At 63.9% G+C, this 18,161-nt stretch carries 19 protein-coding genes; 7 read left to right on the top strand and 12 right to left on the bottom strand.

Features of this window, described 5'->3' with window-relative positions; genetic code table 11:
* Window positions 1–189 precede the first annotated feature (189 nt).
* Window positions 190–639 (bottom strand): DsrE family protein, encoded by a 450-nt coding sequence (locus AC0L2J_RS30840; protein WP_473395514.1) that lies wholly within the window; start codon window positions 637–639, stop codon window positions 190–192.
* 31 nt (window positions 640–670) lie between these two features.
* Window positions 671–1,291: a hypothetical protein gene (locus AC0L2J_RS30835; RefSeq protein WP_473395513.1), complete on the bottom strand. Its 621-nt coding sequence runs from the start codon at window positions 1,289–1,291 to the stop codon at window positions 671–673.
* Between the two features lie 304 nt (window positions 1,292–1,595).
* Here AC0L2J_RS30835 and AC0L2J_RS30830 point away from each other — a divergent pair, with 304 nt between their 5' ends.
* Together AC0L2J_RS30830 and AC0L2J_RS30825 are read left to right on the top strand one after the other, a co-directional pair.
* The gene (locus tag AC0L2J_RS30830) at window positions 1,596–3,146 is read left to right on the top strand and encodes an SUMF1/EgtB/PvdO family nonheme iron enzyme (protein WP_473395512.1); all 1,551 of its coding nucleotides are present in this window, start codon (window positions 1,596–1,598) and stop codon (window positions 3,144–3,146) included.
* 17 nt (window positions 3,147–3,163) lie between these two features.
* Complete coding sequence (locus tag AC0L2J_RS30825) at window positions 3,164–3,607, top strand: DUF4399 domain-containing protein (RefSeq protein WP_063995128.1); 444 nt, start codon at window positions 3,164–3,166, stop codon at window positions 3,605–3,607.
* Between the two features lie 4 nt (window positions 3,608–3,611).
* Here the strand turns inward: AC0L2J_RS30825 and AC0L2J_RS30820 are convergent, their stop codons facing one another.
* From AC0L2J_RS30820 to pqqA, 10 genes are all read right to left on the bottom strand, one after another.
* Complete coding sequence (locus tag AC0L2J_RS30820) at window positions 3,612–4,667, bottom strand: 2-oxoacid:ferredoxin oxidoreductase subunit beta (RefSeq protein WP_018454076.1); 1,056 nt, start codon at window positions 4,665–4,667, stop codon at window positions 3,612–3,614.
* A 130-nt stretch (window positions 4,668–4,797) separates the two neighbouring features.
* A complete protein-coding gene (locus tag AC0L2J_RS30815) occupies window positions 4,798–6,645 on the bottom strand; it encodes a 2-oxoacid:acceptor oxidoreductase subunit alpha (protein WP_473395511.1) in 1,848 nt (615 codons plus the stop codon).
* Entirely contained in the window at window positions 6,615–8,414 is a 1,800-nt protein-coding gene (locus AC0L2J_RS30810) for an FAD-dependent oxidoreductase (RefSeq protein WP_007613774.1), read from the bottom strand. The genes AC0L2J_RS30815 and AC0L2J_RS30810 overlap by 31 nt, the downstream gene beginning before the upstream one ends.
* A 234-nt stretch (window positions 8,415–8,648) precedes the next feature.
* Window positions 8,649–9,326, bottom strand: a complete 678-nt coding sequence (locus tag AC0L2J_RS30805; RefSeq protein WP_007613773.1) for a DUF4286 family protein — start codon at window positions 9,324–9,326, stop codon at window positions 8,649–8,651.
* 143 nt (window positions 9,327–9,469) lie between these two features.
* Window positions 9,470–10,456 (bottom strand): prolyl aminopeptidase, encoded by a 987-nt coding sequence (gene pip / locus AC0L2J_RS30800; RefSeq protein ID WP_473395510.1) that lies wholly within the window; start codon window positions 10,454–10,456, stop codon window positions 9,470–9,472.
* Entirely contained in the window at window positions 10,446–11,645 is a 1,200-nt protein-coding gene (pqqE, locus tag AC0L2J_RS30795) for a pyrroloquinoline quinone biosynthesis protein PqqE (RefSeq protein ID WP_473395509.1), read from the bottom strand. The genes pip and pqqE overlap by 11 nt, the downstream gene beginning before the upstream one ends.
* Window positions 11,642–11,953: a pyrroloquinoline quinone biosynthesis peptide chaperone PqqD gene (gene pqqD, locus AC0L2J_RS30790; RefSeq protein WP_007613770.1), complete on the bottom strand. Its 312-nt coding sequence runs from the start codon at window positions 11,951–11,953 to the stop codon at window positions 11,642–11,644. The genes pqqE and pqqD overlap by 4 nt, the downstream gene beginning before the upstream one ends.
* 9 nt (window positions 11,954–11,962) lie before the next feature.
* A complete protein-coding gene (pqqC, locus tag AC0L2J_RS30785; RefSeq protein ID WP_371258333.1) occupies window positions 11,963–12,730 on the bottom strand; it encodes a pyrroloquinoline-quinone synthase PqqC in 768 nt (255 codons plus the stop codon).
* Between the two features lie 20 nt (window positions 12,731–12,750).
* Window positions 12,751–13,680, bottom strand: coding sequence for a pyrroloquinoline quinone biosynthesis protein PqqB (gene pqqB / locus AC0L2J_RS30780; protein WP_007613761.1), 930 nt, complete (start codon window positions 13,678–13,680; stop codon window positions 12,751–12,753).
* Window positions 13,681–13,794: 114 nt separating this feature from the next.
* Window positions 13,795–13,875: a pyrroloquinoline quinone precursor peptide PqqA gene (gene pqqA, locus AC0L2J_RS30775; protein ID WP_007595659.1), complete on the bottom strand. Its 81-nt coding sequence runs from the start codon at window positions 13,873–13,875 to the stop codon at window positions 13,795–13,797.
* A gap of 250 nt (window positions 13,876–14,125) precedes the next feature.
* On the opposite strand from pqqA, the gene AC0L2J_RS30770 reads away from it, so the two are divergent.
* The 5 genes from AC0L2J_RS30770 to tarD all read left to right on the top strand — a co-directional run bounded on the left by AC0L2J_RS30770 (window position 14,126) and on the right by tarD (window position 18,017).
* Window positions 14,126–14,383 carry a DUF6894 family protein gene (locus tag AC0L2J_RS30770; protein WP_007613759.1) on the top strand — a complete coding sequence of 86 codons (258 nt, stop codon included), beginning with the start codon at window positions 14,126–14,128 and terminating at the stop codon, window positions 14,381–14,383.
* Window positions 14,384–14,590: 207 nt separating this feature from the next.
* On the top strand, window positions 14,591–15,991 hold the full coding sequence (locus tag AC0L2J_RS30765; protein ID WP_473395508.1) for an amidase family protein: 1,401 nt from the start codon (window positions 14,591–14,593) through the stop codon (window positions 15,989–15,991).
* A 2-nt stretch (window positions 15,992–15,993) separates the two neighbouring features.
* A complete protein-coding gene (locus AC0L2J_RS30760; RefSeq protein WP_007613757.1) occupies window positions 15,994–16,470 on the top strand; it encodes a glutathione peroxidase in 477 nt (158 codons plus the stop codon).
* Window positions 16,467–16,724 carry a DUF3297 family protein gene (locus tag AC0L2J_RS30755; protein WP_007613756.1) on the top strand — a complete coding sequence of 86 codons (258 nt, stop codon included), beginning with the start codon at window positions 16,467–16,469 and terminating at the stop codon, window positions 16,722–16,724. The genes AC0L2J_RS30760 and AC0L2J_RS30755 overlap by 4 nt, the downstream gene beginning before the upstream one ends.
* A gap of 123 nt (window positions 16,725–16,847) precedes the next feature.
* Window positions 16,848–18,017, top strand: a complete 1,170-nt coding sequence (tarD, locus tag AC0L2J_RS30750) for a D(-)-tartrate dehydratase (RefSeq protein WP_007613755.1) — start codon at window positions 16,848–16,850, stop codon at window positions 18,015–18,017.
* Window positions 18,018–18,161 lie beyond the last annotated feature (144 nt).

The following is an 18,161-nucleotide window of genomic DNA, read 5'->3' as shown; positions in this document are numbered from 1 at the left end:
AGATCCTCTTCAAACGTCTCTTAGAGAATCGCAGATTCGCGATTTACGCAAAGCTCTCGCTTGCGGGAGAGGTCGGCGCGCAGCGCCGGGTGAGGGCTCTCCTCTTGGGGGTTCTCGATTGCTGAGACACCCTCTCCCCGACCCTCCCCCGCAAACGGGGGAGGGAGCGCACAATTCGCAGCAAGCTGCCTACGGCCGCAGATAGAGATAGCCCTGCGACTGAAGCTCGGCCAAACGGACCACACCGCCCTTCTCCGCGCTGACGAAGCCCGGCAAGAGATCCGTGAGGGTAACGTTCTGCGCCTTCATCGTGTTGCCGCAGGCGGCGAGCTCGACGCCGTCCTTGGAGAAATCGCCGACGCGCTTGCTGATGTCAGGATTGGCCTGCGCCGAATGAAACGCCTTCAGCGCCGGCCCGTGGATCACCAGCGCGATCGTCACATGGTCGGGGCCGCCGACGCCGTCGATGTGGCTCTGGATGTTGCCGAGGACGAAATTGACCTTCTCGGCATCGCTCAAATGATACACCACCTTCAGCTTGTTGCCCGTGCCGGCGTCCGTCGCGGCCTTCGCGCTGGAGGCGCCAAGCGCCGCGCCCAGGCCCGAGACGGCGCTCCACAACATGTTCCGGCGGTTCATGACGATCTCCGTCGATTGCGCTGGACACATATCATTTGTGGCGGAGCGCGGCGAGTTCCTTGCGGTCGGTCACGAGCGAGGCGCATTCCTTATTGTCCGTTCGATCGAGGCGGAAAATCCCGTCATCGGCCCCGGCGACCAGTGATAGTTCGGCATCCTCATCCGGCTTGTTGTTCTGCCAGACCCTGACCCGCGCCAGCCGCACGATCGCCGATTTGTCGTCCTTTGAAAGCGCAACGCCGATGCCGCCGCCCTCGCAGTCGACGCCGCAACCGAGGCGGATCTCGGTGCCGTCCTTGGTGAACACCGCGTGATGACAGGAGCCGCTGGAGTCGAAATCGCCGGAACGGTGACGATATCTGAAGCCGAGGCGGAAGGAGTTGTGGAGCTGCTTGTCTTCGGTGTCCATCTCCGCCGAGATCAGCAGCTTCATCGCGGCGACCTTCTGCTTCGGATGACGCGCCAGGTGCTCGGCATCGTAGCGCCGCACGAAGCAGGCATAGGCCTTGTTGGCGGGTGCGCCGGCATACATGCGCGCGTTGAAGGTCTCGGCTTCGGCCTTGCTGGCCTCACGGATATCGTCGGCTTCCTCGGCGTGAGCGGCGCCGCCAAGCGCGGCAAACAAGATGGCAGCAACGAGAGAAAGCTTCATGATGGCCTCGAATGCAGCAGCTGAGCTGTACGCTGTAGACGCGGCCCAGGTGCGACGCGTTCAACGTTCGCACATCTGACATGATCTTAGCTGGGTGGAGGGAGGATGAGGTTCCACGCCGGGCATTAGTCATCGGTGTGGTCATGAAGGTTCATTCGATGTGGCGCCTTCGACTACCGGAACTGGACGCCCTCCGTTCGCTCCGAGATTGCCCGATTTCATCGATGTGATAGCCTTCACAGACGATCGCCTTTGGCAGTCGTAGGCTGGGGTCTGCCTTTGTAAGTGTGTGGAGTCCCCCGCAATGGGCGAAATTCGCAACTTCAGATCCGGGAATGACGAGCCGCCTTCGCACGGCCCTATGCCTCGTCGTCTCGCGGCCATCATTGTCGGTGACATCGCGTCCTACAGCCGCCTGATGCAGGCCGACGAGGAGGGCACGCACGTCCGCGTCAAGCGGATCGAGCGGGATCTCATCCAGCCCAGCATCGTCGAGCACCACGGAAGTCTGGTGAAGACGACGGGCGATGGCTTCATCGCGATTTTCGACAGTCCGGTCGAGGCCGTCCGCTGCAGCATCGTCATCCAGCAGAATCTCATCGGCCGCAACGCCTCGCTTCCGAAGGAGACCCGGATCGAGTACCGGATTGGCGTCAATCTCGGTGACGTCATCGTGGAGCCTGATGACGTCTACGGCGATGGTGTCAACATCGCGACGCGCATCGAGGGCATCGCCGAGCCAGGCCAGGTCTTTATCTCCGGCGCGATCTACGAGCAGATCAAGCACAAGGTCGTGTGCGGCTACGAGTCGCTCGGGGACCGCAAAGTCAAGAACATCACCGATCCCGTGCGCGTCTATAAAGTGCTGCCGGATGCAGACGCGGTCGGCAGGACGCGGGGGCGGCGCGAGAATGCCCTGATCTTTCTGCTGGGGATCACGCTGTCGGTGATGGCCGCCGGCGTGCTGTGGTATCTGCTGGCTCAGGCACCGGGCAGGGTGGGCGAGCAGGCTGCCGTCACTACCGTTTCTCCTAACGCTTCTCCTGCCGCATCACCGAGCCCGCAGCCTCCGCCGCGCGAAGCGGCGCCTCAGACGCCGCAGCCATCTCCCACCTCGGCTTCGTCATCTCCGTCGCCCGCTCCCGCGCCAAGTCAATCGACAAGTCAATCGGCACCCCCCGTCCGCGAACCCGAGATGGTCGCCATTCGCGGCGGCAGCTTTGCGATGGGAAGCAATGACGACCCGACCGAGCGTCCTGTCCATCAGGTGACGGTCAAGCCGTTCTCGATCGGCAAATATCCGGTGACCGTGCAGGAATGGAACGAGTGCGCCGCTGCGAAGGCGTGCGGCTTCACTGCTATCGGCAAGGACGATGCGCCGGTCGGCAATGTGAGCTGGACCGACGCGCAGCAATATGCGGCCTATCTCGCTCAGGCGACAAAGAAGACTTATCGGCTTCCGAGCGAAGCCGAATGGGAATATGCCGCGCGGGGCGGAACGCAGACCAAATATTGGTGGGGCGACAAGCTGCAGCCGGGCATGGCCGGTTGCAAGGATTGCGGTGATCTCGCCGCCGAGCAGCCGGCGAAGGTCGGGAGCTTCAGGCCGAATCCGTTCGGGCTCCACGACATGGGCGGCGGTGTCGATCAGTGGGTCGAGGACTGCTGGCACAAGACCTATCAGGGCGCGCCCACCGACGGCTCGGCATGGAGCAGCGGGGACTGCAGCGCTCATGTCCTGCGCTCGGGCTCCTGGAAGAACGATTCGAGATATGTGCGGCCGTCTAACCGCGATGGCTACGACACCAACGTTCGCTATCCCACGCACGGATTCCGCGTGGCGCTCAGCCCTTAAGTGGAGGAGTTGGTTTGATGCAGATCCTTCGTTGCGTCGCGCTGGCAGCGGCGCTCGCATTGCTCCCGGGGGCAGCCTTTTCGCAAGGCAAGACGGCGCCCAAGGACGCAAAGCTCTATTTCATCACCCCGCATGACGGGCAGAAGGTCCGCGGCGGATTCTGGGTCCGGTTCGGCTTGCGCAACATGGGAGTGACCCATGCCGGCGACGAGTACCAGAACGCCGGTCACCATCATCTGCTGATCGACGTCAACGACCCCATCGATCCCAAGGAGCCGATCCTGCAGGACAAGTCGCATCTGCATTTCGGGGCAGGGCAGACCGAAACGCTGCTCGAGCTTCCACCCGGGACGCATACGCTTCAACTCGTGCTGGGCGATGCCAGGCACTATCCGTTCGAGCCGCCCATCGTGTCGGAGAAGATCACCATACGTGTCAGGCAGCCCGCCACGGCGCGGTAGGCGATCACCGCAGGCTGGCGTTGAACTTGTCCAGCGCCGCCGAGCCCGGACAGAGCGTGTCCGCTTCCAGCGTGTTGAGCGGCGTCTCCACCGTGTTGAGATGCTCGTGCAGATCTTCCGCGTCGGGATCGACGTAGAGCAGGCCGGTGACGATCTGTCCCTTGGCGGCGTGCTTTTGCAGGAAGGTCTGGGCGCCGAGCCGGTCGTGCGGATCGTAGTCGGCGTCGATCTTGCGCAGCGCGATCCTGCTGCCGTCATGCTGCTCGACCATTTGCACCGTGCCCGGAGCGTAATCCACCGCAATCGGATCGCGGCCGACCAGCACGTCGAGCCGGTTCACCGCGTCATTGTGCTCGCGGACATAGTCGAAGCTCTTGGTGGAGCCGGCGTGGTTGTTGAAGGCGATGCAGGGGCTGATGACGTCGATGAACGACGCGCCCTTGTGGCGGATCGCGGCGGCGATCAGCGGCACGAGCTGAGTCTTGTCGCCGGAGAACGAGCGCGCGACGAAAGTCGCGCCCAACTGCAGCGCGATGGCGACGAGGTCGATGGCGTTGTCGGTGTTGGTGACGCCCTTCTTGGATTTCGAGCCGCGGTCGGCGGTCGCCGAGAACTGGCCCTTGGTCAGGCCGTAGACGCCGTTGTTCTCGACGATATAGGTCATGTTGACGCCGCGCCGGATCGAATGCGCGAACTGGCCGAAGCCGATCGAGGCGGAATCGCCGTCGCCGGAGACGCCGAGATAGATCAGGTCGCGATTGGCGAGATTGGCGCCGGTCAGCACGCTTGGCATGCGGCCGTGCACGGAGTTGAAGCCGTGCGAATTGCCGAGGAAATAGTCCGGCGTCTTCGACGAGCAGCCGATGCCCGAGATCTTGGCGACCCGGTGCGGCTCGATCGAAAGCTCATAGCAGGCCTCGATGATCGAGGCCGTGATCGAGTCGTGGCCGCAGCCCGCGCACAGCGTCGAGATCTTGCCTTCGTAGTCGCGATGGGTGTAGCCGAGCTCGTTCTTCTTCAGCCCGGGATGGTGGAATTTCGGCTTTGCAATGTAGGTCATGCGAGCACCTGCGATCCCAAGCCCGTCATGGCCGGGCTTGACCCGGCCATCCACGTCTTGGCCAGGAAGAAGAAAGGCGTGGATGCCCGGGTCAAGCCCGGGCATGACGACGGAGAGAATGACGCGTAAATCATGACACGGCCTTGCGGAGCGGGGTCACCTTGAGGTGATCCTGGTGGTCGCCAATGGCTTTTGCGATGAAGCGGGCGGTGATCGGCGAACCGTCGTAGTGCACGATCGGCACCAGCCGCACCGGGTCGATGCCGTTTTCGTTGACGATGAGCTGGCGCAGCTGGCTGTCGCGGTTCTGTTCGACGACGTAGACGAAATCGTGCTCCGCGAGGAAGCTCGCCACGCTGGAGTGGAACGGGAAGGCGCGGATGCGCAGGCGATCGAGCTGATGGCCTCGTGCCTCCAACAATCCGATCGCCTCGTCCATCGCCGGCGTGGTCGAGCCGAAATAGATCACGCCGTATTTGGTCGGTCGTTCCGCATTGGCCTGGAGCGGCCGCGGCACCAGATCCTGCGCGGTCTCGAACTTGCGCATGAGACGCTGCATGTTGTCGGCGTAGACCGAGCCTTCTTCGGAGTAACGAGCATAGCGGTCACGCGACGTGCCGCGGGTAAAAAAGGAGCCCTTGGTCGGATGCGTGCCGGGATAGGTCCGGTACGGGATGCCGTCGCCGTCGACGTCGAGATAGCGGCCGAAGTCGCGGCCTTCGTCCAGCATCTCCGCGGTCATCACCTTGCCGCGGTCATATTGCCTGGCATCGTCCCATTTCAGCGGACGGCAGAGCCGGTGGTTCATGCCGATGTCGAGGTCGAGCATCAGGAAGATGGTGGTCTGGAGCCGCTCGGCGAGATCGAAAGCCGCGGCCGCGAACTCGAACGCCTCGGCGGGATCCTCAGGAAACAGCAGCACATGCTTGGTGTCGCCATGCGAGGCATAGGCGCAGGCGATGATGTCGCATTGCTGGGTGCGGGTCGGCATGCCGGTCGAGGGACCGGCGCGCTGGATGTTCATGATCACGGCCGGGATTTCGGCGAAGTATGACAGGCCGATGAACTCGGTCATCAACGAGATGCCGGGGCCGGAGGTCGCGGTGAAGGCGCGCGCGCCGTTCCAGGAGGCGCCGATCACGATGCCGATCGAAGCCAGCTCGTCCTCGCCCTGCACGATCGCGTATTTCGCCTTGCCGGTTTCCGGGTCGTGCCGGTACTTCTTGCAGTGCGCGGTGAAGGCCTCCGCCACCGACGAGGACGGCGTGATCGGATACCAGGCGCACACCGTGGCACCGCCATAGACGGCGCCGAGCGCGGCGGCGCTGTTGCCTTCGATGAAGATGCGGTCGCCGACCTTGTCGGACTTTTTCACCCGCAGCCCGGTCGGGCATTTCAGATTTTGCAGAGCCCAGTCGCGGCCGAGATGCAGCGCGTGGACGTTGGACGAGAGCAGCTTCTCCTTGCCCTTGTACTGCTCGCCGATCAGCTGCTCGATCAGTTTCGGGTCCATGTCGAGCAGCGCCGAAAGCGCGCCGAGGTAGATGATGTTCTTGAACAGCTGGCGCTGGCGCGGATCGGTGTAGGTCGAGTTGGTGATCGCGGTCAGAGGGACGCCGATCACGGTGATGTCGTCGCGGAATTTGGTCGACGGCATCGGCTTGGTGGAATCGTAGAACAGATAGCCGCCGGGCTCGATGCCGGAGACGTCCTTGTCCCAGGTCTGCGGGTTCATCGCGACCATCATGTCGACGCCGCCGCGGGCGCCGAGATGGCCGTCTTCCGTCACCCGCACCTCGTACCAGGTCGGCAGGCCCTGGATGTTGGAGGGGAAGATGTTACGGGGGCTCACCGGAACGCCATGGCGCAGGATCGCGCGTGCAAACATCTCGTTGGCGCTGGCCGAGCCCGAGCCGTTGACGTTGGCGAAGCGGACGACGAAGTCGTTTACGCTGCTGATCGGCTTTTTGTCGGACATGTCGAACCCGCTTGAGTCATCTCGATCAAATATTTCTGCATGTCCCAGGCGCCGGTGGGACAACGCTCGGCGCACAGCCCGCAATGCAGGCAGACGTCCTCGTCCTTGACCATCACGCGCCCGGTCTTGAGATCGCTGGACACATAGAGATCCTGGTCCGGATGCAACGAGGGCGCTTTCAGCCGCTGACGGAGATCGCCTTCCTCGCCATTGTCCGTGAAGGTGATGCAATCCATCGGACAGATGTCGACGCAGGCATCGCACTCGATGCAGAGCGAGGTCGAGAACACGGTCTGGACGTCGCAGTTCAGGCACCGATGGGCCTCGCCCAGCGCCAGCTTGACGTCGTAGCCGAGTTCGACCTCGGTGCGGATGTCCTTTAGCGCGATCACCTTGTCGCGATGCGGCACCTTGTAGCGCTTGTCGTTGGAGATGTCGTTGTCATAGCTCCATTCGTGGATGCCCATCTTCTGCGAGGAGATGTGCACCTCGGGCAATGGACGCTCGGTGACGTCCTCGCCCGAGAGCATTTTGTGGATCGACAGCGCGGCGTCATGGCCCTGCGCCACCGCCCAGATGATATTCTTCGGCCCGAACGCGGCGTCGCCGCCGAAAAACACCTTCGGGTTGGTCGAGACGAAGGTTTGCGGATCGACCTTGGGCATGTGCCATTTGTCGAACTCGATGCCGCAGTCCTGCTCGATCCAGGGGAAGGCGTTCTCCTGGCCGACCGCGACCAGCACGTCGTCGCATTCGATGGTCTGGTCCGGCTCGCCCGAGGGCACGAGGTTGCGCCGGCCCTTGGCGTCGTATTCGGCCTTCACCTTCTGGAAGGTGATGCCGGTGAGCTTGCCGTTGTCATGGACGAAGGCTGTGGGCACGAGGAAGTTGAGGATCGGAATGTCCTCGTGCAGCGCGTCTTCCTTCTCCCAGGGCGAGGCCTTCATTTCCTCGAAGCCGGAGCGCACCACGACCTTCACCTCTTCGCCGCCGAGGCGGCGCGCGGTGCGGCAGCAATCCATCGCGGTATTGCCGCCGCCGAGCACGATGACGCGCTTGCCGATCTTGTCGGTATGACCGAACGAGACCGAGGACAGCCAATCGATGCCGATATGGACGTTGGCGGCGGCTTCCTTGCGTCCGGGAATGTCGAGCTCGCGGCCGCGCGGTGCTCCGGAGCCGACGAAGATCGCGTCGTACTTCTCCGCGAGCAGCGCCTTCATGCTCTCGATGCGGTGGCCGCCCTTGAAGTCGACGCCGAGATTCAGGATGTAGCCGGTCTCCTCGTCGATGACCGAGTCGGGCAGGCGGAATTTCGGGATCTGCGAGCGCATCATGCCGCCGGCTTGCGGATCGGCGTCGAACACGGTGCAGTGATAGCCGAGCGGCGCGAGATCGCGGGCCACTGTCAGCGAAGCGGGACCGCCGCCGACGAATGCAACGCGCTTGCCGTTCTTGGCCGAGGGCCGCGGCAGGCGTTGCGTGATGTCGTCCTTGAAGTCGGCGGCGACGCGCTTGAGGCGGCAGATCGCGACCGGGGTCTCCTCGACGCGTCCGCGGCGGCACGCCGGCTCGCATGGACGATCGCAGGTGCGGCCCAGAATTCCGGGAAACACGTTCGATTTCCAATTGATCATATAGGCGTCGCTGTAGCGGCCTTGGGCGATCAGTCGGATGTATTCGGGAACGGGAGTGTGCGCAGGACAGGCCCATTGGCAATCGACCACTTTGTGAAAGTAGTCGGGGGCCGCAATATCGGTCGGTTTCATTCCTACCCTGTCCGCGCAGGCTCAAAGACCCCGCGGCCTTTTCTTGAGCTTGCGAACGCTAACGCGCGGCGATCTGGTTTCTGAATGACGTCATTGGGTTAGCTTATTAGAACCGGTCCGAAGTACAACGGCAAATTTGGGGGATCACCGGCTTTCATAGGAGCCCAGCGCGCACATCATTAATGGCCGTGGGCAATATGTGGCGGTGCAGCATGTTGCGATGCGTCCGACGGCTTAGTTGCGCGCGATGTCGCTCTTCGCGAGGTCCCACATCAGCGCATACGTGCCGACCGACACGGGAAGCGGGAATGGCGCGGCGGCAGGGCCGGTGAAGCGCGCGGCGATCACGGCCGAGACCGCGCCGACATGCGTGCCGTCGATCAGCGCGAACCAGTCGCGCGCGCCTTCGTTGCGGACCGCCGGGATATCCGCCGTCGCGCCCGACAATTCCGGTTCGCTTTCGAGCAGATGCATCGAGATGATGCCGTCGTGCTTTTCCGGCGCCAGCCTCTCTTGCAGTGCATCACGCCACGCGGGTGCATTGTCCGGCGTCGGCCGCAGCCGCACGAGCCCGAGCGCCGCGCCCCGTCCGGTACCGTTGCTGATCGTGATGCGCGCGACCACGCGCAGCATGTCCTTGAAATGCGCCATGCTCCGCCGCGACCATTCAGTCTGATTGGCGAGCCGCGCCCGGTAGGCGGGACTGTCGAGCACGTCGAGCGTCGCGGTCGAATACAGCGACAGATATTTGGGATTGGCGGCGTGCGCGACATAGCGCCGCGCCTCCAGAAAACCCTCGATCGCAACGCGCTCTTCCAGATGCTCGCGATCGTACCAGCGATTGAAATCGGCTTCATCTGAAACGTCGATATTCATCGACGTCAGCAGCATGCCTTTTCCAGCGAGTGGCATTTTCTTGTGTCCTTCCAACTATCCCCTCATGGTGAGGAGCCACGAAGTGGCGTCTCGAACCATGAAGGCCCCCGCTGCTGCAACTCGGCCCTTCATCCTTTGAGACGCGCTCTTCGAGCGCTCCTCAGGATGAGGAGATAGATCTAGCGCGAGATCTTCGAAGCGATATCCGCGATCGACTTCATGACCGCGTCCCGCACGCCGGTATCATAGAGGGAATGGCCGGCTTCTTCCACGATGCGAATCTCGGAACCCGGCCACGCTGTCGCGAGCGCCTGCGACGTCTCGGGAGGGCACAACAGATCGTAGCGGCCCTGGACGATGATGCCGGGAATGCCGTCGAGCTTGCCGGCGTTCCGCAACAACTGGTTCTCCGACATGAAGCTGTCCTGGACGAAATAATGCGCCTCCATGAACGGTGTCGCCGGCAATGTGCGCCATACATTCAGCGACGCCAGGTCGATCCGCGTCTTTGCCGCCTTGTGTTCCGACAAGGCGCGCTCGGTGTCGTGCCAGGCGCGCGAGGCCGGGCCATGCACGGCCGGATCGGCATCAAGGATGCGGCGATAGTAGGCTTCCACCGGCCGCGCGCGTTCCTCGACCGGCAGCACGCTGAGAAAATCCTCGTAGAGCGCGGGGTAGAATTGCGACAGGCGCGAGGTGAAAGCGGTCTCGACTTCAACACGCGTGCCGAGAAACGTCGCGCGCAGCGCAATCCCGGAGACGCGATCGGGATGCGCCTGCGCATAAGCCAGCGCCAGCGTCGCGCCCCAGGAGCCGCCGACCACCATCCAGCGCGCGACGCCGAATTTCTCGCGGATCTTTTCCATGTCCGCGATCAGATGCTGCGTGGTGTTGTGCGCGCGCGATCCCTTCGGCCGGCTGCGGCCGCAGCCGCGCTGGTCGAACAGCACGGCATGGAAACGGTCGGGATCAAACAGCCGGCGGTGGTCGGGCTGGCAGCCGCTGCCGGGGCCGCCATGCAGGTAGACCGCGGGGATTCCATCGGTGCGGCCGACGCTCTCGACATAGAGCTCGTGGCCGTCGCCGACGTCAAGCATTTCGGAGGTCAGCGGCGCAAAGGGATCGGCGCGCTTGACTGAGCTGGCCGCGTCGGCGTCAGGCATCATTCCCGGATTCCAGAGTGCCGCCGGCGAAATTGCGGTAGACGAAGCGGTTGGTTTCGCCCTCGGCCTCGCGCTCGGCCTGCTTGAAGATGGTCTCGTGCAGCGGCGACAGCGCACAGGCGGGATCGGTGTTGGCGGCATCGCCGGTCAGCGCAAAGGCCTGGCAGCGGCAGCCGCCGAAATCGATCTCGCGGAATTCGCAGGTCTTGCACGGCTCCTTCATCCAGCCGGTGCCGCGATAGCGGTTGAAGGCCTCCGAGTTCTGCCAGATCCAGGCGATCGAATGGTTGGAGCGCACCGATTCGAAGTCGAGCCCGGTGATGCTCTCGGCGGCATGGCAAGGCAGCACCTTGCCGGCCGGCGAAATGTTGAAGAACTGCCGGCCCCAGCCGCCCATGCACTTCTTCGGCCGCAGCGCATAATAGTCGGGCACGACATAGTCGATCGTCAGCCGGCCCTTCAGCCGCTCGCGCGCCTCCTCGACGATGCGGGTGCACTCGTCGAGCTGCGTCACGGTCGGCATCAGCGCGGCGCGGTTCTTCAGCGCCCAGCCGTAATATTGCACATTGGCGACCTCGAGCCGGTCGGCGTCGAGATCGATCGACATCTGGATGATATCGGGCAGTTGATGCAGGTTCTGCCGGTGCATCACCGCATTCACGGTGAGCGGCAAATCAAGCTCGCGCGTCCATTTTGCCACTTCGAGCTTCTTGCGGTGCCCGTTTTTGTAACCGCCAACGCGATCGGCCAAGCCCTCTTCGGTGCCCTGGAAGCTGATCTGCACATGGCAGAGCCCGGCATCCGCAAGCTCGCTCAGCCGCTCGCGCGTCAGCAGCACGGCCGAGGTGATGAGGTTGGTGTAGAGGCCGACGTCGCTCGCATGCTTGACCAGTTCGACGAGGTCCTTGCGCGCCGTCGGCTCGCCGCCGGAGAAATGCACCTGGAGCACGCCGATCTCGGCGAGCTCGCTCAGAACTTTCTTCCATTCCTCGGTGGTCAGCTCCTTGCCCGAGCGGTCGAGCTCGACCGGGTTGGAGCAATAGGGGCATTGCAGCGGGCAGCGATGGGTGATCTCGAGCAGCACGGCGAGCGGAATGCCGAACGCCTCCGCCGTCGAGCGGCTCTTCTCCAGCACCGCGAGGCTGTCGCTGGCGTCGGGCGGGATGGTGGGATTGCCGAGCACATCGCTCATGACGTCTTCTCCCGGGCCTCCGTGAGAAAGCCCTTGTCGGCGAGATCCTGCAGCATGACGATGACGTCGGCCAGGATCGCCTCGCGCGGCGCGGCGTATTTTGCCGCGAGCTGGTCGGACATTTCGCCGACATTGCGCTCGCCATCGCAGAGCTGCAAGACCTCGACCGCGATCTCGTCGGGCGCCAGCACGCGTTCGGGCGCCAGGATCACCCAGACTTTCCGCGTCTCGTCATATTTCAGCTTGGCGTGCCGCGGCAGAACCGGCCGGCTGGTCTCGCTGACGCTGATGTGACGCGGCCCGGCCATCGGTGTTCCTCAGCTCGCCTTTGAGTGTTCTTGGGGCACGAACGCGCCCGGCGGAATGTGGCCCTCGACATAGGCGTGTTGGAGCGCGTCGAGCTGCACCCATAGCACGTTGGTCTTGAAGATCAGCGCGTTGCAGACGGACGCGCGTTGCTCGGGCGTGGTGGCATGCGCCTTGACATAGTCGAGCGCAAAGCCGGCATCGCGCGGCGCCTGGGTCAGGCGCCGCTTGAAGTAGCTCATGATGTCGGGATTGACGAAGTCGTAGTGCTCCAGCATGCCGGCAATGCGCTCTTCGTGCAGGTTCGGCGCGAACAATTCGGTGAGCGAGGAGGCGATCGCCTCCAGCGGCGACTTCTCACGGCAATAATGCACATAGGCTTCCACGGCAAAGCGCGTCGCCGGCAGGATGCCTTCGGTCGATTCCACGTAAGCCGTGTCCAGCCCGAGGCCGTCGGTCAGCTTCAGCCAGCGTTCGATGCCGCCTTCGGAGCCAATGTCGCCGTCATGGTCCTCGATGCGGTGGCGCCATTCCACGCGCGTGGCACGATCGCGGAAGCGCGAGATCACCACCGCGTCCTTGATCGGGATGGTGCTCTGGTAATAGTAACGGTTCAGCGCCCAGGCCTGGACCTGGCCCTTGTTGAGCTTGCCGCCGTGCAGCAGCTTGTGGAACGGATGCAGGCTGTGATAGCGCGTCGCGCCGATATGGCGCAGCGTCGCCTCCAACTCCTCGGCCGAGTTGAGCCTGATGTCCTTGCCGATCGAGAGCGCGGTCATTCCAGTCAGTGACGCGGCATTCACAGTTCGATCTCCGTTCCGTCAGCGGGTATCTGCCAGCCCGCCGCTTCAGCGGCCTTGCGCTCGGGGGACGCGGGCAGCAGCGCGGGGTTCGAGTTATTGATATGCAGAAATATCTTCCTGTCGAGTGCGAGGCCGGCGAGCCGCGCGATGGCGCCGTGGTCGCCGGACATCGCGACATGGCCCATGCTCTTGCCGGTCTTGTGGCCGAGCCCGGCCTTGATCATCTCGTCGTCCTGCCACACCGTGCCGTCGAAGAACACCAGCGAAGCGCCGTCGATTTCGGCCTTGAGCGCGTCGGTGACCTCGGCGCAGGCGGCAATGAAGTAGAAGCATTTGCCGGTCGCTTTGTCGGTGATCTTCAGCCCCAGCGTATCGCCCTCGCCGGTGTCGCCGCCCGGATGCGCCTTGCCTTCCAGGTACCAGGCCGATTTGCCCGAGACCGCGAAGGGCAGCACCTCAAGCCCTGAGCGCGCCCCGTCCGGCAGCCGCGGCTCGAACGGCTCATTAATCCCGATCGGCAGGCGCTGCACGTTCTTCTCGTTCAGCACGTTGAAGATGCTGTTGGCCTTCAGGATCGCCAGCACCTTCTCATGCGCATAGACCGTGAAGGGCGAGCCCTCGCGCATCGACAGCAGGCCTGCCACTGCGTCAACTTCGCTGTTGGTCAGGATCACGCCTGCGATCGGCGTATGGCGCAGCGCGCCTGCCTTCGGATGCAGCTGCGGCGTGGCATTCAATTGCTGGCGGAGGTCGGGAGAGGCGTTGATCAAAAACCAGTGCTCGCCGTCGCCAGTGAAGGCGACCGAGGCTTGGGTCCGTTGCAGCTCTTGGCCGTTTTCACGGGCCGTCCGGCAGCCCTCGCAGCCGCAATTCCATTGCGGCACTCCGCCGCCTGCTGCGGCGCCCAGGACGACGACGCGAAGCATGATCCGTCTCCTGGAGACAATGTCGCGAGGTGGACCTCACGCCAACACAAATCCTGTCTTCCGGACATGCATCGTGACCGAAAGATCCACCTGCGCAGAACGCGAACCAACCGCTTACTTGCGGGTGGCACTCACATACATGTTGATTTCCATGCCACAGGGCACTTCGACGATCTTTGGGGCTTTCCAGGCCATTTCGGCTCTCCATTTTCGAGATTTCGGACGTATCCGCCCGGAGCTAAGTTACTGCGAGCACAAAAGTTCGCCAGTGAAATTTTCCCGAGCAAGGGCATATTGCGCCGCGAAAAAAGCGTCGGGAACAGTACTTTCTGGTGATGCGGCTCTGCGCTTGGGCGTATTCGGTCGCGAACCCTGTCCTGATAAAGCAGTTGTGAGTGCAGTGCAGCTTTCAATCCGGTACAGGCGACCCAACTGGAACTTCGTGATGCCCAGATATTTCTTCAACACCCGTATCGGCGACGAACTGATCGTGGATCCTGAGGGAGAGGATTTGCGCAATCCCGACCGTGCCTGGGAGGTTGCCCGCCAGATGATTCTGGAGGTGCTGCGATCGGAAGGCACCCAGCCGGCCCTGCTCGAGGCCGTCATCGAGGTCACCGACCGCGAAGGCGAGATCGTGCTCGAATTCCCCTTTACCGAGGCATTGCTGGACATTCCGGACCAATCCGCGACGCGGCATTAGCCCCCGACTCTCTCCCCGTCATGGCGAGCGTAGCGAAGCAATCCAGTCTGCCTCCGCGGAGGCAGACTGGATTGCTTCGTCGCAAGCGCTCCTCGCAATGACGGAGAATGAGCCTCACCCGGCATCCCCCGCCCTTCGCCCCTGCGAAATCCGCATGGCTTTGCCGCGTTCCCGGGGCTAAAAGACGCCGGTTAAACGGAGCAAGCCATGCAAGATCTCTGGCGCCTGTCGGCGGCCGACCTCGCCAACCTCGTCAAAACCAAAAAGGTCTCCGCCAGGGAGGCCGCGCAGGCCGGCCTGGCCCGGCTCGACGCCGTCAATCCCAGCCTCAACGCCGTGATCGACCACCGCCCGGAGGACGTGCTCAAGCAGGCCGACGCCGTCGATGCCGCCCTCGCCAGGGGCGAGGACCCCGGCGTGCTCGCCGGCGTGCCCGTCACCATCAAGGCCAATGTCGACCAGGAGGGCTTTGCCACCACCAACGGCCTCAAGCTCCAGCGCGACCTGGTCGCGCGCGAGGACAATCCGGTGGTCGCCAATTTCCGCAAGGCCGGCGCCGTCCTGCTTGGGCGCACCAATTGTCCGGCCTTCTCCTATCGCTGGTTCACCACCAACTTGGTCCACGGCGACACCAAGAACCCTCGCGACGCCTCGCTGACGCCGGGCGGATCGTCCGGCGGCGCCGGTTCGGCGGTCGCGGCCGGCATCGGCCATATCGCCCATGGCACCGACATCGCCGGCTCGATCCGCTATCCCGCCTATGCCTGCGGCGTGCATGGTCTGCGCCCGACGCTCGGCCGCATCCCGGCCTTCAATCCGGCCCTGCCGGAGCGTCCGATCGGGCCGCAGATCATGGCGGTGTCGGGACCGCTGGCGCGCACCGTCAACGACATCAGGATTTCGCTCGCGGCGATGTCGGCCCGCGACATCCGCGATCCCTGGTTCGTGCCCGTGCCGCTGGAAGGCCCCGCGCGGCCCAAGCGCGCCGCGCTCTGCCTCAACCCGGATGGCCTTGCGACCGCGCCCGAGGTGAAGGCCGCGGTCATCGATGCCGGCAAGCGGCTCGAGCGTGCCGGCTGGACCGTCGAGACAATCGAGAACACCCCGCCGATGCGCGAAGCCGTCGAGTGGCAGATCAAGCTCTGGCTCGGCGACGGCTACGAGGCGCAGCTCGAGATGGCCGAGCGTGAAGGCGATCCCGGCGCGCTGGCGTGCCTGCACGGCAACCGCGGCAGGGTCACGCCAATGGACCAGGCCAATTACGCCAAGGCATTGACCCGCCGCGCCACGCTGACCCGCGACTGGATGCTGTTCTTCGAGACCTATGCCGTGCTGCTGACACCGGTGTCCGGCGAGCTGCCGTTCCCCGATCATCTCGACCGCAAGGACGACGCTTCCTTCAAACGCGTCTGGGAAGCGCAACTGCCGCAGATCGCGATTCCCTTCATGGGGCTGCCAGGCCTCGTGGTCTCCACCGGTCTCGTCGGCAAGGCGCCGGTCGGCGTGCACATCGTGTCCGGCCGCTATCGCGAGGATCTCTGCCTGCTCGCAGGCGAGGCGATCGAGGCGGGCGGCGTGCCACCGTCGCCGATCGACCCCGTGGGTTAGCGATGTCCGTGATCTACGACTTCAAGGCCAACTCGCTTCTCGGCGAAGAAGTCGCCCTGCGCAGCTTCGAGGGACAGGTGCTGCTGATCGTCAACACCGCGAGCAAATGCGGCTTCACGCCGCAATATCGCGGGCTGGAGGATCTGCATCGAGATCTCAATCCGCGCGGCTTCTCGGTGCTCGGCTTTCCCTGCAACCAATTCGGTGCGCAGGAGCCGGGACCGGCGAGCGAAATCCAGGCGTTCTGCTCGACCAACTACGACGTCACCTTTCCCCTGTTCGAGAAGATCGACGTCAACGGCAGCAATGCGCATCCGTTGTATGAGTACCTGAAACGCCAGCAATCCGGCCTGCTGGGTGCCTCCATCAAATGGAATTTCACGAAATTCCTGGTGGACCGTACCGGCAAGGTGGTCGCGCGCCACGCGCCGACCGCCCGGCCCGAAGGATTGCGGCAGCAAATCGAGACCCTGTTATGAGCGAGACAATCATGAGCGACGAATTTCCGGACCGCCTTTCGGTCGATCCGAACAGCCCCTTTTACAATGCGGACATCCTGGCGCGCGACGTCGGCATCCGCTTCAAGGGTGTCGAGAAGACCAATGTCGAGGAATACTGCATCAGCGAAGGCTGGGTCCGCGTCACCGCCGGCAACGCCAAGGACCGCCACGGCAACCCGCTGACCATCAAGGTGCACGGCCCGGTCGAGCCGTATTTCAGGGATAAGAAGTGACGGCGAAGCCGTCATTCCGGGGCGCGCGATAGCGCGAACTATGGTGCGCGGTTGCGCACCTGAGAATCTCGAGATTCCGGGTTCGATGCTGCGCATCGCCCCGGAATGACAGGAGCCAACACCATGTCCGTCCGCATCGTCGACGTCCGCGAGATCACGAAACCGATCTCTTCGCCGATCCGCAACGCCTATATCGATTTCACCAAGATGACGACGAGCCTGGTGGCCGTCGTCACCGATTTCGTGCGCGACGGCAAGCGCGTCGTCGGCTACGGCTTCAACTCCAATGGCCGCTACGGCCAAGGCGGCCTGATCCGCGAGCGTTTTGCCTCGCGCATCCTGGAGGCCGATCCGAAATCGCTGCTGAACGCGGCCGGCGACAATCTCGATCCCGACAAGGTCTGGGGCGCGATGATGACCAACGAGAAGCCGGGTGGACATGGCGAGCGCTCGGTCGCGGTCGGCACCATCGACATGGCGGTGTGGGATGCCGTGGCGAAGATCGCGGGACAACCGCTGTTCCGGCTGCTGGCTGAGCGTCATGGCGTCAAAGCCAATCCGCGCGTGTTCGTCTACGCCGCCGGCGGCTATTATTATCCGGGCAAGGACCTCTCGATGCTGCGCGGCGAGATGCGCGGCTATCTCGATCGCGGCTACAACGTCGTGAAGATGAAGATCGGCGGCGCCGCTATCGAGGACGACCGCACCCGTATCGAGGCGGTGCTGAAGGAGATCGGCAACGACGCGCAGCTCGCCGTCGACGCCAACGGCCGCTTCGATCTCGAGACCGGCATCGCCTATGCCAAGATGCTGCGGGATTATCCCTTGTTCTGGTACGAGGAAGTCGGCGATCCCCTCGACTACGCGCTGCAGGCAGCCCTCGCCGAATTCTATCCGGGACCGATGGCGACAGGCGAAAACCTGTTCAGCCACCAGGACGCCCGCAATTTGATCCGCTACGGCGGCATGCGGCCCGACCGCGACTGGCTGCAATTCGACTGCGCGCTGTCCTACGGCCTGTGCGAATACCAGCGCACGCTGGAGGTGCTGAAGACCCACGGCTGGTCGCCGAGCCGCTGCATCCCGCACGGCGGCCACCAGATGTCGCTCAACATCGCAGCCGGCTTAGGCCTTGGCGGCAATGAGAGCTACCCCGACCTGTTCCAGCCCTATGGCGGCTTCCCCGACGGCATCAGCGTCGAGAATGGCCACATCACCATGCCGGAGCTGTCAGGCATCGGCTTCGAAGGCAAGTCGGATCTCTACAAGGAGATGAAGGCGCTGGCGGAGTAATTCACGCGGCTGCGGCGGCATGCGCCGTTGCGATAGTCGCGCGCCCCCTCAACGTGGGGGGGGGGGGGGGGGGGGGGGGGCGGGGGGGGGAGGGGGCGGGGGGGGGGGGGGGGGCCCCCCCCCCCCCCCGCCCCCCCCCCCCCC

It is taken from the genome of Bradyrhizobium sp. MV1.5 (genome assembly GCF_055807615.1).
The sequence above is the reverse complement of the archived record's forward strand: the minus strand, read 5'-3'. Positions and strand labels throughout refer to the sequence as shown.